The organism is Cardinium endosymbiont of Culicoides punctatus (assembly GCF_004354815.1).
In the GTDB taxonomy this organism is placed as follows: domain Bacteria; phylum Bacteroidota; class Bacteroidia; order Cytophagales; family Amoebophilaceae; genus Cardinium.
In genome coordinates this window covers 1-13,115 of record NZ_QWJI01000022.1, presented here as the reverse complement: position 1 = coordinate 13,115, position 13,115 = coordinate 1, and the positions used below count along the sequence as shown (strand labels likewise).

Annotated in this window: 13 protein-coding genes; 5 read left to right on the top strand and 8 right to left on the bottom strand. The window is 33.0% G+C overall.

Going from position 1 to position 13,115, the window contains the following annotated elements; all coding sequences use genetic code 11:
- The 4 genes from CCPUN_RS03570 to prmC form a co-directional block, all read right to left on the bottom strand.
- Positions 1-777 (bottom strand): Rpn family recombination-promoting nuclease/putative transposase (locus CCPUN_RS03570; RefSeq protein ID WP_133282214.1); only part of this gene is annotated, 777 nt, incomplete at its 3' end.
- 369 nt (positions 778-1,146) lie between these two features.
- A complete protein-coding gene (locus tag CCPUN_RS03565) occupies positions 1,147-2,094 on the bottom strand; it encodes a Ppx/GppA phosphatase family protein (RefSeq protein WP_133282213.1) in 948 nt (315 codons plus the stop codon).
- 55 nt (positions 2,095-2,149) lie between these two features.
- Positions 2,150-2,986, bottom strand: a complete 837-nt coding sequence (locus CCPUN_RS03560; RefSeq protein ID WP_133282212.1) for a hypothetical protein — start codon at positions 2,984-2,986, stop codon at positions 2,150-2,152.
- A 107-nt stretch (positions 2,987-3,093) separates the two neighbouring features.
- Positions 3,094-3,975 carry a peptide chain release factor N(5)-glutamine methyltransferase gene (gene prmC / locus CCPUN_RS03555; RefSeq protein WP_133282211.1) on the bottom strand — a complete coding sequence of 294 codons (882 nt, stop codon included), beginning with the start codon at positions 3,973-3,975 and terminating at the stop codon, positions 3,094-3,096.
- A 511-nt stretch (positions 3,976-4,486) separates the two neighbouring features.
- Between prmC and CCPUN_RS03550 the strand changes: the two genes are divergently transcribed.
- Positions 4,487-5,647, top strand: a complete 1,161-nt coding sequence (locus CCPUN_RS03550; protein ID WP_133282210.1) for an ankyrin repeat domain-containing protein — start codon at positions 4,487-4,489, stop codon at positions 5,645-5,647.
- Positions 5,648-5,689: 42 nt separating this feature from the next.
- The gene (locus tag CCPUN_RS03545) at positions 5,690-5,908 is read left to right on the top strand and encodes a hypothetical protein (RefSeq protein ID WP_133282209.1); all 219 of its coding nucleotides are present in this window, start codon (positions 5,690-5,692) and stop codon (positions 5,906-5,908) included.
- A 75-nt stretch (positions 5,909-5,983) separates the two neighbouring features.
- Here CCPUN_RS03545 and CCPUN_RS03540 read toward each other — a convergent pair whose 3' ends face one another.
- Positions 5,984-6,559 (bottom strand): serine hydrolase domain-containing protein, encoded by a 576-nt coding sequence (locus CCPUN_RS03540; protein WP_165941934.1) that lies wholly within the window; start codon positions 6,557-6,559, stop codon positions 5,984-5,986.
- 375 nt (positions 6,560-6,934) lie between these two features.
- On the bottom strand, positions 6,935-7,312 hold the full coding sequence (locus tag CCPUN_RS03535; protein ID WP_133282207.1) for an FtsX-like permease family protein: 378 nt from the start codon (positions 7,310-7,312) through the stop codon (positions 6,935-6,937).
- A gap of 8 nt (positions 7,313-7,320) precedes the next feature.
- Between CCPUN_RS03535 and CCPUN_RS04740 the strand changes: the two genes are divergently transcribed.
- A complete protein-coding gene (locus tag CCPUN_RS04740) occupies positions 7,321-7,485 on the top strand; it encodes an ankyrin repeat domain-containing protein (protein ID WP_165941933.1) in 165 nt (54 codons plus the stop codon).
- Positions 7,486-7,628: 143 nt separating this feature from the next.
- Here CCPUN_RS04740 and CCPUN_RS03530 read toward each other — a convergent pair whose 3' ends face one another.
- Positions 7,629-8,873 (bottom strand): ankyrin repeat domain-containing protein, encoded by a 1,245-nt coding sequence (locus CCPUN_RS03530; protein WP_165941932.1) that lies wholly within the window; start codon positions 8,871-8,873, stop codon positions 7,629-7,631.
- A gap of 494 nt (positions 8,874-9,367) precedes the next feature.
- Between CCPUN_RS03530 and ligA the strand changes: the two genes are divergently transcribed.
- Positions 9,368-11,377 carry an NAD-dependent DNA ligase LigA gene (gene ligA, locus CCPUN_RS03525; protein WP_133282205.1) on the top strand — a complete coding sequence of 670 codons (2,010 nt, stop codon included), beginning with the start codon at positions 9,368-9,370 and terminating at the stop codon, positions 11,375-11,377.
- Positions 11,374-11,922 (top strand): DUF6913 domain-containing protein, encoded by a 549-nt coding sequence (locus CCPUN_RS03520; protein ID WP_133282204.1) that lies wholly within the window; start codon positions 11,374-11,376, stop codon positions 11,920-11,922. The genes ligA and CCPUN_RS03520 overlap by 4 nt, the downstream gene beginning before the upstream one ends.
- Before the next feature lie 270 nt (positions 11,923-12,192).
- Here the strand turns inward: CCPUN_RS03520 and CCPUN_RS03515 are convergent, their stop codons facing one another.
- Positions 12,193-12,828 carry a glycoside hydrolase family 25 protein gene (locus CCPUN_RS03515; protein WP_133282203.1) on the bottom strand — a complete coding sequence of 212 codons (636 nt, stop codon included), beginning with the start codon at positions 12,826-12,828 and terminating at the stop codon, positions 12,193-12,195.
- Positions 12,829-13,115 lie beyond the last annotated feature (287 nt).

Sequence of the window (13,115 nt, the reverse complement as noted above, 5' to 3'; positions counted from 1 at the left end):
CCCGAGTTGTTCACCTTTTTTTAGTCCCAGTTGTTCACCTTCTTTCTTACCACTATCATAGGCATGAGCACGTGTAGTCTCCCAATCTCTCAACTGTTTTTCTGCTTTTTCATAACCAGCTAGTTCTGCTTCGCTCCAACTAGAAGCTTCTAAAGCATGATAGGCTTTCTTTATAATATCTGATTCATCGATTATTTTTTCTAGATCGGCTAAAGAGGTACGCGCTGCGTACTTGAAAAAATAACACCACTTCTCTAGCATCGTTTTAAGCTTATCTTTTGTATTTCGAAACTTCGGTAACTCTAAAAAAGTGAATGAAAAATCTTTTAAATCATTTTCGTAGCTTTCTTTATCTAAAATTACATGATCGGATTTATATCCACTTTTATCTGGAAACATTTCAAAATCAGCTATAGCTAAAAAAATCACCTCTTTTAGTCTATGATAATACACTCCTTTATCTAATTGATTTGTATAAGCTTTTGCAGCATAGTATTGGGCTCGTTTTTCAAAACCTTTGGTTTTGGCTACCTGCATTTCTACGATATGTTGTCTGCCATCTTGATCTTGGCACAATACATCTACAATACTTTCTTTTTTAGAAGCAATTTCTGGGTCTTGTATAGGACTTAGAAAAGTCACATCATTGATAATGGCTCCATCTGAAAATTCTAATACATCATTTAAGAAATGAATGAGTATGTCTTTGTGCTTTTCTGTTCCAAATATCTTCTTAAATGCGAAGTCATTTTTGGGATCTAAAAATTTGCCTATCATTTTTTTAAATTAATTCAATAATGCCTACATTATGTACGACATAAAATCAACATTAAACCAAATATTCTTTTAGAAAAAAAATTAATAAAAAACCAACCAATCTACAAAGCCATTGATTCACCCTAAGTGTTTCCCCCCAGGTTGCTCACAAAGCTGTTTGAAAGAACGGTTTTCACAAAAGTATTTAATTTAATGACCGCATTCACACTCAAGGCATGGCGCATTATACTAAATAAAAGATTAGTATGCAAGCGTAAAACTGACATTCTTAAGCCAGCTAAATTCAAAAGGTTTCATCGTTAGCGTTAGGAAAAAGGCCCATAATGGTTACCTATGATGTAAGGGGGGAAATGAAAGTCGGAGTATTGATCAAATAAGTTTTTGGGTTTTCAAATGATGCCACTCTTGAATAAATAATCCCGTTTTCAATGACTTGTCTGAAACAATGATTTCTTGAAAATTACATTCATTAATAATGAGGTTAATGAAAATAGTTGATAAGGGAATGAGGCGTAAAAAAATAGGTTCTACAGCAACTTTCCCTTCCCAAAAATGCATAGGCTTTGTCAATATAACATGATGTATATCTAAAAACTGTTTGGTAGATATGACTTTCATATCATTTTTAGTATTAATATATGCAGAAGGGTAACAGTACGTATATAACGTTAATAGTGTCCTGAAAGCCCCAGACGATCCAATGAGTGTATTGGGCTTATATAGTTTAGTTGCTAATAATAATGGTTCCAGAATAGTATGGATGTATTTTTCTAGCTCGTTAACTTGCGTTGGGGTTATTGGATCGCTATAAGTGCCTTGTGAAGCAATACGACGTATGCCGAGAAGAAAACTCATTTCCCATAATTGTTGATTTCGATTAAAAATAATACACTCAGTACTTCCCCCTCCTATATCAACAACCAAGCAACTTTCATTGGTTAGATTAAGAAAAGAGCTAATGCCAAGATGGATTAGGTTTGCTTCTTCTTTATTAGAGATCACTTCTACTTGAATAGAAGTAGAAGTATAAATTGCTTCAATGATTTCATCCGCATTGGAGACTTCTCGTAATAGGCTTGTAGCCTTAGCAATAATAAATTCAACATTATCTTTATCTAACTTCTTTTTTATGGTTATAAAGGCATCTATAATATTTTTTTTCTCTTCTTGAGTAATATGAGTAGTAAGCAAAGATTTTGGATGTATAACCACAGGTATCTTTGCTTCATAAAGAAGGGAATATTTTTTTTGTGTAACGGAACCTACTAAAATCTTTATAACATTAGTTCCTAGGTCAATAACAGCTAATTTTGACATAGCATTGCAATTTAAGGGGCTCTATTCCAGATGTATATAGTTTAGTACTAAATAATTAAATAGTAATTTTTTTTTCCAAAAAAGAAACACTCCATTTTAGGTACATTATTAGTTCAAAATTAATTTTATTCATTACGTTACCATAGCCAGGAATGGAATAACTTTGTAATTTAGGATTTGTACTTTTTACATCACCTATAAGACGCATTACACCAAATTGCGTGCCTCCGTATAGCCCACTATTAGGTATTAATCTTGCTTCAGATCCTAAAATTAGTTTGAACCAATGGTGGGTAAATGTCTTTACTGCGTCAGAGATAACATTATTATGAAATGTTGTAATATCGAAACGACTTTGTGTATAACCAATACCCACGTAAGCATGAGCAAAGTTTTGAGTCAAAATAGCATATCTCAAAGACCCTGACACATATTTCCCTGTAGATTGATATAGTAATTTATTATTATGAAGGATATGCTTGGGCTTGTAGTATTCATATCCTAGATCAATAGCTAACTGTACATTATGGCGAAAATATAGATCTATGCCCCCTTCATACGTTCGTTGTTCTTTCGTCCAAAATCTGCGTGTCAGCCCAAACCAGTTTATTTTTATAGCTGCATGTTGCAGCATGGGCATATAAATAGGTATATCATGTGCTTTAGGCACAAACAAGCTATACAAAAGATCTAAAATATCTTTATGAGCTATCTTAACCAAAGGAAGTTCTTTTGCCTTAGCAGCATTTTCTTCTTCTAATGCTAATGGATCATTGGTCTTTTCTTTAACTAAAGAAGGTAATTCTTTTTTGTCTTGTGTTAGCGTTTCGTTGGTAGCATCTTTCGTCGGAGCTTCACTTTCTATATTTGCCCAAGTTTTTTTACTTCCCAAAAAAATGGTTATAATGAATACAAAAAAATTTATTGTTTTTTTCGTATATCTCATATAATATGAATAGTTAAATAAAAAAAGAAAGCGATTCCATTTATATGTCTAGATTAAAGCGTAGCCATAACCCATCTATCTTTTCCATGCATGTCTTTATGTAGGACTACTGTCCTAAATGCCAACTCATGCAACAAATCTACAACCTTTCTACTTAATGTTTCATTTATTTCCAAACATAAGATGCCATTCGGCGTTAGATGGTGTATGGAAAGAGATGCAATATGCCTATGAAATAACAGTGGGTCAGCGTCATCTACAAATAAAGCTAAATGTGGCTCATAATCTAATACATTTCGTTTCATAAAGTGCTGTTCACTTATTTTAACATAAGGAGGATTACTGACGATTAGCGACCAGCAGCGATCAGGAAGCTGATCAGTCAGTATGTCCATTTCAATAAAATGCACATCAGTATTCAATTGTGTTGCATTATAAACAGCAATTTTAAGCGCCTCCTTGCTTATATCAATGGCATCTACCGAAGCCTGAGGGAATTTTTGTTTTAGTGTAATGGCAATACAACCACTTCCCGTTCCTATATCTAAAATGGAGGTGGGATAAGCTATATTGTCGGTCAAAAAAACTACCCATTCCTCTGTTTCTCCCCTTGGAATAAGCACATCGGGGGTTACTTTAAATGTTTGTCCAGCAAAATAAGCTTCTCCCATCACATATTGTATAGGCATACCATTTTGTAACCTACCAATAGCATCCAAAAGTTCCCTTTGTAATATTGGACTAATGGATACCATTGAGTTTAGTATAAAGTCTGTGGCATCGACTCCAAAATAATGACCTAATAATCGTCGAATGACCGCACGTCTTTCTCTTGAATCTTGGATCACGGGCATTAATTCTTGGTCCAAGGAGTCAAATAATTTCTGAATAGTTACTTCTATTAAAGAAGAAGCTGTAATAGAAAATAAATTCATTTAATTTAGCTTTATGCATGTATTATCAAGGACGTAAAATAAAAAAGTAGGATTTTACGCGTATCTTCGGCTATATTACGTCTTTTTTGGTAGAAAACCTAACGCAAAAAACTTCAAAGCCGGGTTTTTATCTTCCAGAAAATATGAATTCCTCAGTGGGGGCCTAGTACAGTCAAAAGTCAACTATTATATGCAAATATGCAACGCCCTATTGCATATTTGGGTTAAGTTCATTACTTTACTAATAAGGACCCACAGTTATTCCCGTTGCTGGTGATTCATACACATCTCACGCATCGTAAATGCTATGCGTTCCTGCACATGCGCTCTTTTGTATATATCCATATTAGGCATAGTGGTGTAATAATTTTGCATAAGGATTATTGGTGCAAAGGATGTACAATACATACGCATTTGTTTATATACAAGGACTCAAGTGGAAACAGGCTAGGTTGTTTTTTATAGTACTTACGCAACAGGTCTATATTCAGAATATTAACATATTTTATTTATGAAACACATTTTCAAAATAATCACATTTACAGCCATGGTATGGATGATTACTGGCATAAGTACGTGTACAAGCATTGCACGGAATAGAAGTGTTAAAAGCACATCCATGAATACCCAATTAGAAAAAAAACAAACCATATCTCTTTCTAAACAGGGCATTAAAGCCATTCAAAATGGAGATATGCGGCAACTAGAAGAAATTTTTAATAGGTATAAGGATGAAGAAGATAAAAAAAGCATTGCAAATACAGAAATAAGGTTATGGCAAGATGCAGATGGTGATTCTCTAGATTATATGCAAGAATCTATTTTATATCTCGCTATTTACCATAGAAATATAGCTAAAGGAAAGAATAAAGCTAAATACCTAGAAATCATTCAATTTTTATTGGATCAAGGTGCAAACCCAAACGTACCACGTAAAAAAGCCCTATTTAATTTGATAGATGACTATCCTCTGAGCAAAGCAACTCAAATACGTGATAGGGATGTGGTAGAATTATTACTCAAATACGAATATGGAACAGATGTGAGCACCTTGGATGATTCTCCAGAGGGTGATTCATCTACTGGTAGTGCGCTCCATATAGCTATGGGTAATGGTGATATCCCTATTCTTGAAATTTTTTTAGCGCACAAAGGTATAAATGTAAATCTACCTGCTAGAAACGGTCGGTTGCCCTTACAAACAGGTATAATCAATTATGAATTTAGACGTGACAGCAATCAGCTAAATGCAGTACGTTTGCTATTAAAAGACAAGAGAACTGATATCAATAAAAAAGATAGTTTTACAGGAGATACCTCACTTTGTATAGCAGTTGAGTGGGGTCTTACAGACATGGTAGAAATATTATTAGAGCAAAAAAATATATATTTGGAACCAAAAAATAGTCACGGACGTACCCCACTTGGTCAAGCGGTGCATGGTGGTCGTGTAGAAATCGTAGAGTTGCTATTAAATCACGGAGCCAATCCAGAAGGTATTACACCAACAAAATGGAGTGCATTTTTATCAAATGGTTCTCAAAAACACAAAAGAATCCAAGGACTTCTAGAGAAGGCAAAGCAAGCAAATGTGTCAAAGTTAAATTTTGAAAAACGCAAAGCAAGTCCTGATTTTTTAGAAAACGAAAAACCTAGTAAACGTATTCGTTAATATAGGTGGTAGTTTTTTTATGCTGCTTAACACACTTTATTTATGAAACACATTTTCAAAATAATCACATTTACAGCCATGGTATGGATGATTACTGGCATAAGTACATGTACAAGCATTGCACGGAATAGAAGTGTTAAAAGCACATCTATAAATACCCAACTAGAAAAAAAACAAACCATATCTCTTTCTAAAAAGGGAATTAAAGCCATTAAAATGGGAGATATACGACAACTAGAAGAAATTTTTAATAGGGTATAAGGATGAAAAAGATAAAAAAAGCATTGCAAATACAGAAATAAGGCCATGGCAAAATGCAGATGAAGATTCTATAGATTATGTACAGGAATCTATTTTATATCTAGCTATTTTCTGTAGAAATATGGCTAAAGGAAAGGACGAGGCTTTTGATATAATTGGGGCAATAAGACTAAAAATTACATTTTGATAGTGAAACATTTTTCCTGGCTCACTCACTTTTCGTGTAGTAGGTAGATCAGCTATAAGCTCATTCAAACTTATTGGTAAATAAGCTTTGCTTTCTAAACTATAAGTGGCGATACCACTCGTATGACTAAGTAAATTTTTTATTTTAATACGATTTATATGGTTATGATCAGAAATATGTATAAAAGGAAGATATTGTTTAATAGGAGATTCTAGATCAATTATATTTGCTGTATTGAGTTTTGAAACCAATGCACTGGTAAAAATTTTAGATAATGATGCTACTCTAAAAAGGGTATCTTGATTTACATATTCTTTTTTACCTAAATGACGTACACCATATGTCTTTAATGATAAAATTTCTTTTGGTGTAACAATTGCTACTGCTACACCAGGGGCATTGCAACAGGCAATTATTTTTGCTGATATAGCTTCAAAATTGTCAATTAGATTAGTTATCTCCATAGATTTTTGTTGTTGATCTCCACATACAAATGAAGAAAAAATTATAAAATACACAACAAAAAAATATATACTAAGCTTTTTCTGAATGAATGCTAGGTTTGAAAAAAGTTTTACCGACATTTCACACAAAAATTTTATATTTTTTATTTTCCTTCCTGATTAAGGTAATAAATATGTGAATCAATAAGTCAATAGACTTGTCATGATCGAGTCTCCCAGTGGATTCAAAAGGTACTCACAGAACTGTACATAAAACGCTCGCTTCCATACGGTACTTTGTGTTATTAACACGCTAATCCATTCCAATAACTGTTTCATCCGATATTCCGAACTATTGTTTATACCGATTTAAAAATAATTAAAAAATTACGTTTTTTAGTGAGAAATCTCGGATTCTAATTCTAATACTTCTATAATTTTATTTTTATTGAATAATGTGATTGCACCATACAAACCTAAACTAATGGCACAAAATGCACATAGGCTAGGAAAAAAAATAGTTTGCCAGACCCAAGAAATAGGAACATGCTGCATATAATACAACTCTGTCTCAAGTGTAATCAGCTTATAATGAGATTGAAAAAAACATAATCCCATACCCAATATATTTCCATATAACATGCCCCAATAAAGTGTATATAAACTATTGCAAAGAATAATCACATTAATCTGCCAGGTATGTGCGCCTAAAGATTTGAATAAAGCCACCATATCATTACGTTCTATAATCTGAATAATAGCCGTAGCAACCATCGTAAAGCATGCTGTCAATAGAAGCAGTGTATGGTGGTCATGTAAAAATCGTAGCGTTGCTATTAAATCACCGAGCTAATCCAGAAGGTATTACAACAACAAAATGGAGTTCATTTTTGTCAAAATTGGGTTCTCAAAAACACAAAAAATCAAAGAACTTCATTTTTCCATGATATTTTCTTTAAAAAAAATTAACCATTTTTTATCAAAAAAAGTGAAAAATATTCAATGTCAGCTGTTTATCTCATCATATAATTTAACCACCACTGAAGAAAGTAGTTATTACTAATTAGTCTATCTAAAAACCTACTTTGACTTATTCTGACGATCGTTCCGTGATTACCAAATCATTAGGCGTTTTTCCATCGGAATTCCGTATAGAAAGATCAGCTCCACACTCTTTTAGAGTATCAAATAATTCACTGTAGTTTCCAAAAGCTGCATAGTGAGCAGGAGTCCAACCATGTGCACCTTGTGCATTTATATTCGCTCCCGCATTGAGCAATATATTACAGAATTGTTGATCTCCACGCCAAGCTGCTACATGAAGAGGGGTAGCGCCATGACTATTTGGTGTATGCACATCGCACAAAATTTCTGGGAATTGTGTACAAACTTCTACACTGCCGTTCCTAGCTGCAAAATGTAAAAGTGTATTGCCATACATATCTTTTGCGTTTTTATTAGCTCTAGCATCCAATAATAATCTTACTACATCTGCATGATCAAAATAAACTGCACAATGCAATGGCGTTTCATCATCCTTCATTTTTGCTTCTATATCATTTCCATTTTCTAACAATTTTTTAACCCATTCTGTATGGCCGTGATAAGCTGCAGAATGTAACATTGTTATGCCATTTTTCTGTATATTTGCATTATTATTAGCAATAATCATTAGCAAGTCTAATACACTATTAAACTCACGGTTTGTATGCACGTTTGCAGTAGGATATGCATAATCTTCTGTATATGTATTAATACCAGGAGCTTGTACGAATAAATTAAAAATCCCAACCACATCTATATCACTTTCATTTACTGCCAAAAGAATTGGTAAATCAGTTTGTTGTTGCTTTATTTTTTCTAATAAGAATAATTCAATTGTCTTAAATTCATTATTTGGTATCGATTGTTTTATTACATGTAATAACAATTTTTCAAGTAAATCAGAACTACCATTTGCAGCTGCAAAATGTAGTGAGGTCCAGTTATTTGAACTCTTTTGATGTGCATTAGCACCACGATCTAATAATGAAGATCCAACATCTATATGATTAAAATAAGCTGCAAGATGGATGGGTATTATCTCATGTTTTCCTTTTGCATTAGGATCAGCTTTAAAATTTTTTAATCTTACAAACTCTTCCATCGATCCGAAATAAGCTGCAATGTGATAAGAAGTCCAATTATTACTGGCAGTGTTTTTTTTCTTCCTTTTACCTACTCCTCTAAGCTTCTTTTTTATAATTTTGCCTTCACTAATCTTACTACTTGATGCTTTATTTTCTGTTTTACTCCATTGAGCATGCGTTAATCCTTGGCTACAACTAGTACACATACTATATAATAGAGCCACCGTAATGTATGCCAATCTGCCGCATTGTAATAAAGAAAAATAGTTGTACACAGTCGTATTGTTTTAAAAATGGAACAAAAAAATCATTTAAAATTCATACAATCAGTAAGAATTAATTATTCTTTGCTAAGACTTATGTAACCCTGCTTTATCAGAGTGTTACCCAAAAGTGTCTTTTATCTTCTGTTAATACAATATTAGGTAATTTTTTTGCAAAAAGTGTAAATAAAAATCTACAATAAAGTTTGATCAGTTTTACAAAATAATTGAGGGTTTCAAAAGCCTTTACTGTGCTTTTAGTATAGCACCACTCAATATGTTATATGATCTTTAACAATCAGTTGCTCCCTCATTTTTTGATATATTTGTATCAAATAAATGGTTATTTTTATATGTTTTGTAATTACAAAATTTTTATAGAAAGCATCTTCATTTTTAAATAACTAAACATTGTTTATTGATCTCCTATTATATTTATGCACGAGACAGAGATAAGTAAGGAAATGAAACGTTTGGCAGACCTAATTAGATACCATAATGAATCTTATTTTCAAAAAAATATTTCTGAGATTTCTGACTATGCGTATGATCAATTATTAGAACAGCTGATTCAATTAGAGAAAAGATATCCCCACTATAAACTTATTGATTCTCCTACCGAAAAACTTGGAGAACTTCCTTCAAAAAGTTTTCCAGTTGCTTATCATCGAATACCGATGCTTTCTTTAGCAAAAACCTACTCAGAGGAAGAAGTGGTACAGTTTATCAAGAGGGTAAAAAAAATACTGCCCAACCAAACCATAGATTTTGTCTGTGAACCTAAAATAGATGGTGTAGCACTAAGTATGATTTATGAACATAACAGTTTGGTACGTGTGGCTACACGTGGTGATGGAGAAAAAGGAGATGATATTACTCAAAATGCCAAAACACTTTTTAAAATTCCAGATGTCATTACAGATAGTCAATATACATCTTTTGAAGTACGTGGTGAGGCTTTTATGACCAAAGAATTTTTTGAAACATCCAACCAAGAACGTGCTAAACAGGGACAAGAATTATGGGCCAATCCCCGAAATATTACAGCAGGAACACTCAAAACACTAGATTTAAATCTGCTGAAGGAGCGTGAAATAATATTCTATGCATATAGCTTTTACAGTCAGTCTATACCCTGTTATACACAACAAGAAGCATTGGAATTGTTGGTTAAATTAGGATTTTCTATTGCACCCACTTATAAAATTTGTCATGATATAACTGAAATAATGGATTATATCCACAGTTGGAGTAAACGAAAAAATACACTACTTGTTGATATAGATGGTATAGTAATTAAAGTAAATGCATTTCAACAACAGCAAGCGATTGGAATAACAGCTAAAGCTCCACGATGGGCTATTGCTTATAAATATCAACCAGAAATAGCTCATTCTACCTTAGAAAATGTAACGTTTCAGGTGGGCAGAACAGGTGCCATAACACCTGTAGCACATTTTAACCCTATCTTATTGGCTGGTACTATGGTACGTCGTGCATCTTTACATAATGCAGATGAAATAGCTAGACAAGATCTTCACCTGGGTGACACGGTTTTAATCGAAAAAGGGGGAGAAATTATTCCTCAAGTAGTTGGAGTGGACATTAAAAGTCGTAACCAAACATCGCTTCCCATTGTTTTCACTTCTGTATGTCCTGCTTGTAGTACAAGCCTGATTCGAGAGATGGGTGAAGCTGTTTTCTATTGTCCAAATAAACAAGCCTGTTTGCCCCAACTAAAAGGGAGAATATTACATTTTGCACATCGCAAAGCTATGGATATTTATTCCTTAGGTCCCAAAACAGTTGACGCACTCTTTGAAGCAAATTTAATTAAGACAGTAGCAGATTTGTATAAATTGCGTTATGAACAAGTAAATCAATTGGAAGGCTTTCAAGAAATATCTACAAAAAAACTGCTTGCTCATATTAAAGATTCTAAATCCATACCTTTCAACAGGGTATTGTTTGCACTAGGCATCAAACATGTGGGGGAAACAGTGGCTAAAAAACTAGCTGCTTATTTTGGTAATATGGAGCAATTACAATGTGCTACCATAACAGACCTATTACAGGTATCAGACATAGGCATGAAAATAGCACAAAGTATCATTGATCATTTGAATGATCCTTATCAACAGACTATCCTTACCGAACTTAAGGATGCAGGATTGAAATTTTCATTTCAGAAAATAGAGAAATTTACCAAAAATTTGGTATTATCGTCCAAAAAGCTGGTTCTCTCAGGTACCTTTCAGAAATATACACGGGAAGAACTGAGTAGGTTAATAGAACAGGCAGGAGGAAAACTAAATGCTGCAGTATCCTCTAAAATAGATTATTTAGTAGTAGGAAATAGCCCTGGACCGTCAAAAGTGGCCAAAGCAAGAACGTTAGGTATTTCGGTTTTAGAAGAAAATGACATTCTGAATATGATTGAGCCATGAACCTATATCTAATATTTAAATTTTTAGTCTTAAAGATTATTACGAGGTTTTTATCCAAAAATCTGGTTGTTGAACGCAGGAATGTAGGGTTGAAAGAAGCAGTAACCATCGGTGTACTCTATAGCTATGAAGAGCCTACCAAACATGAAAGCGTACAACGTTTTATTCGAAACTTAAAAAGCTTAGATAAAAAGATTAGTATACTCTGTTATACTACACCCAAAGACCATGTGCATCAAAACAGTAATTTATTATATTCCTTTGGACATGAGGCTATTTCTACTTTTGGAAAAGTAGAAAGTGACCAAGTAAAGAAATTTATAGATACACCTTTTGATTATTTATTTCATATAGATCTTAATACTAACCCAATTTTAGACTACATTATAGCTAAAAATGCAGCTAAATGCCGAGTAGGCCATTTCGATGCGAGTCGTAAAAATTTATTTGAAGTTATGGTAAAAATAAACACAACTACTCCTATTGAGGATGTTAAGAGATTGTCTATTCAAATGTTACACTATACCAAATGTATGGAACATTAACCTCCTCAGCTGGAGGCTTAAACATATAGACCAATGCGTTACTAAAATGTTTACTGCGAATTTTATATATTATTATAAATCAGCTATAAAAATAATACTGTTTTAAGAACATAGGGTACCTGGGGAAGGGGTACCAATTGTGTGGAAAATAAAAACCAAGTTGTTTGCTGTATAAATTTTATACTATAGAAAAATGTATTAAAATCATAAAACCATATTTACACAACAAAGCAACCTGGTTTTACCTATGCTAAAAAAATGTAAGCATTGCTATACGTTAACCTTCATCTTATTTAGAGCTACCCCTCCTGTAATACCTGGAACAGATCCTTTGTCACTATAACTCCACATTGTCCATTTATCCCAACCATTTGGTAGTTCTGCTGGTGATGGCTCTTGATCTCTAAATCTAGCAATCCACAACGGACATTTTTTTACAGCTTCTGGAGTATTTTTTACATTATCATTCCAAAAACTTTGGGTCGTAGATATATAAGGAGTTATGTTATGCTTATGCTGTAGATAGATAACAAATTCTTCTACAACAGGAGCCATTAAACTATAATCATCCTTGTCGTCTTTTGAGAATATTAAATTCAACGATATGATTGGATTTTTACTTGCCCACTGCTTGTCAGCTAAATTTAGCTGGTTTATAAGGTTATTAGCTTGTTCTTCAGTAGTACTACCAGTACCAAATCTTACACGGTGGTAAGCACCAGGTCTAAAGCCATGTGCATACATATTTTTAAAGTTTTCCACAAATTTAGGATCCTGGTAAGTTCCTCCTTCAGAGGCTTTTGCAATCATAAACCACTTGTTACTGTTACAAGGAGTTAGCGATGTCCAATCTATATTGCCTTGGTGGTGAGATACATCAATTCCTTCTAAGAAATTTTTATTCATAGCTTTTGACTTTTAAAAAGTTATACAACATTATCCTCTAATCATAATTAAAGTGCCTTTGATTTAAAGTATCAAAATCAAAGTCACTATTACTTATATACTTACATTTTAAGAAAAAAAGTTATGGTATACAAATAGTTATAGTATGAATAAATTTCTATGATGATTTTTTATTAAAAACAACAAAAATATACTTAATATCAATAATTATTGGTGGTGGTACAAATATATGATGGGATAAAAGACTGACATTGAGGATTTTCCACTATATTTGATAAAAAACGGCT

What these genes read in the sequence shown, in the direction of transcription:
- CCPUN_RS03540 (WP_165941934.1), bottom strand. Translation starts at nt 6,559, where the DNA reads ATGGAGATAACTAATCTAATTGACAATTTTGAAGCTATATCAGCAAAA.
- CCPUN_RS04740 (WP_165941933.1), top strand. Translation starts at nt 7,321, where the DNA reads ATGCTGTCAATAGAAGCAGTGTATGGTGGTCATGTAAAAATCGTAGCG.
- CCPUN_RS03530 (WP_165941932.1), bottom strand. Translation starts at nt 8,873, where the DNA reads ATGTGTACTAGTTGTAGCCAAGGATTAACGCATGCTCAATGGAGTAAA.
- CCPUN_RS03515 (WP_133282203.1), bottom strand. Translation starts at nt 12,828, where the DNA reads ATGAATAAAAATTTCTTAGAAGGAATTGATGTATCTCACCACCAAGGC.
- CCPUN_RS03520 (WP_133282204.1), top strand. Translation starts at nt 11,374, where the DNA reads ATGAACCTATATCTAATATTTAAATTTTTAGTCTTAAAGATTATTACG.
- CCPUN_RS03535 (WP_133282207.1), bottom strand. Translation starts at nt 7,312, where the DNA reads ATGGTTGCTACGGCTATTATTCAGATTATAGAACGTAATGATATGGTG.
- prmC (WP_133282211.1), bottom strand. Translation starts at nt 3,975, where the DNA reads ATGAATTTATTTTCTATTACAGCTTCTTCTTTAATAGAAGTAACTATT.
- CCPUN_RS03565 (WP_133282213.1), bottom strand. Translation starts at nt 2,094, where the DNA reads ATGTCAAAATTAGCTGTTATTGACCTAGGAACTAATGTTATAAAGATT.
- CCPUN_RS03550 (WP_133282210.1), top strand. Translation starts at nt 4,487, where the DNA reads ATGAAACACATTTTCAAAATAATCACATTTACAGCCATGGTATGGATG.
- CCPUN_RS03545 (WP_133282209.1), top strand. Translation starts at nt 5,690, where the DNA reads ATGAAACACATTTTCAAAATAATCACATTTACAGCCATGGTATGGATG.
- ligA (WP_133282205.1), top strand. Translation starts at nt 9,368, where the DNA reads ATGCACGAGACAGAGATAAGTAAGGAAATGAAACGTTTGGCAGACCTA.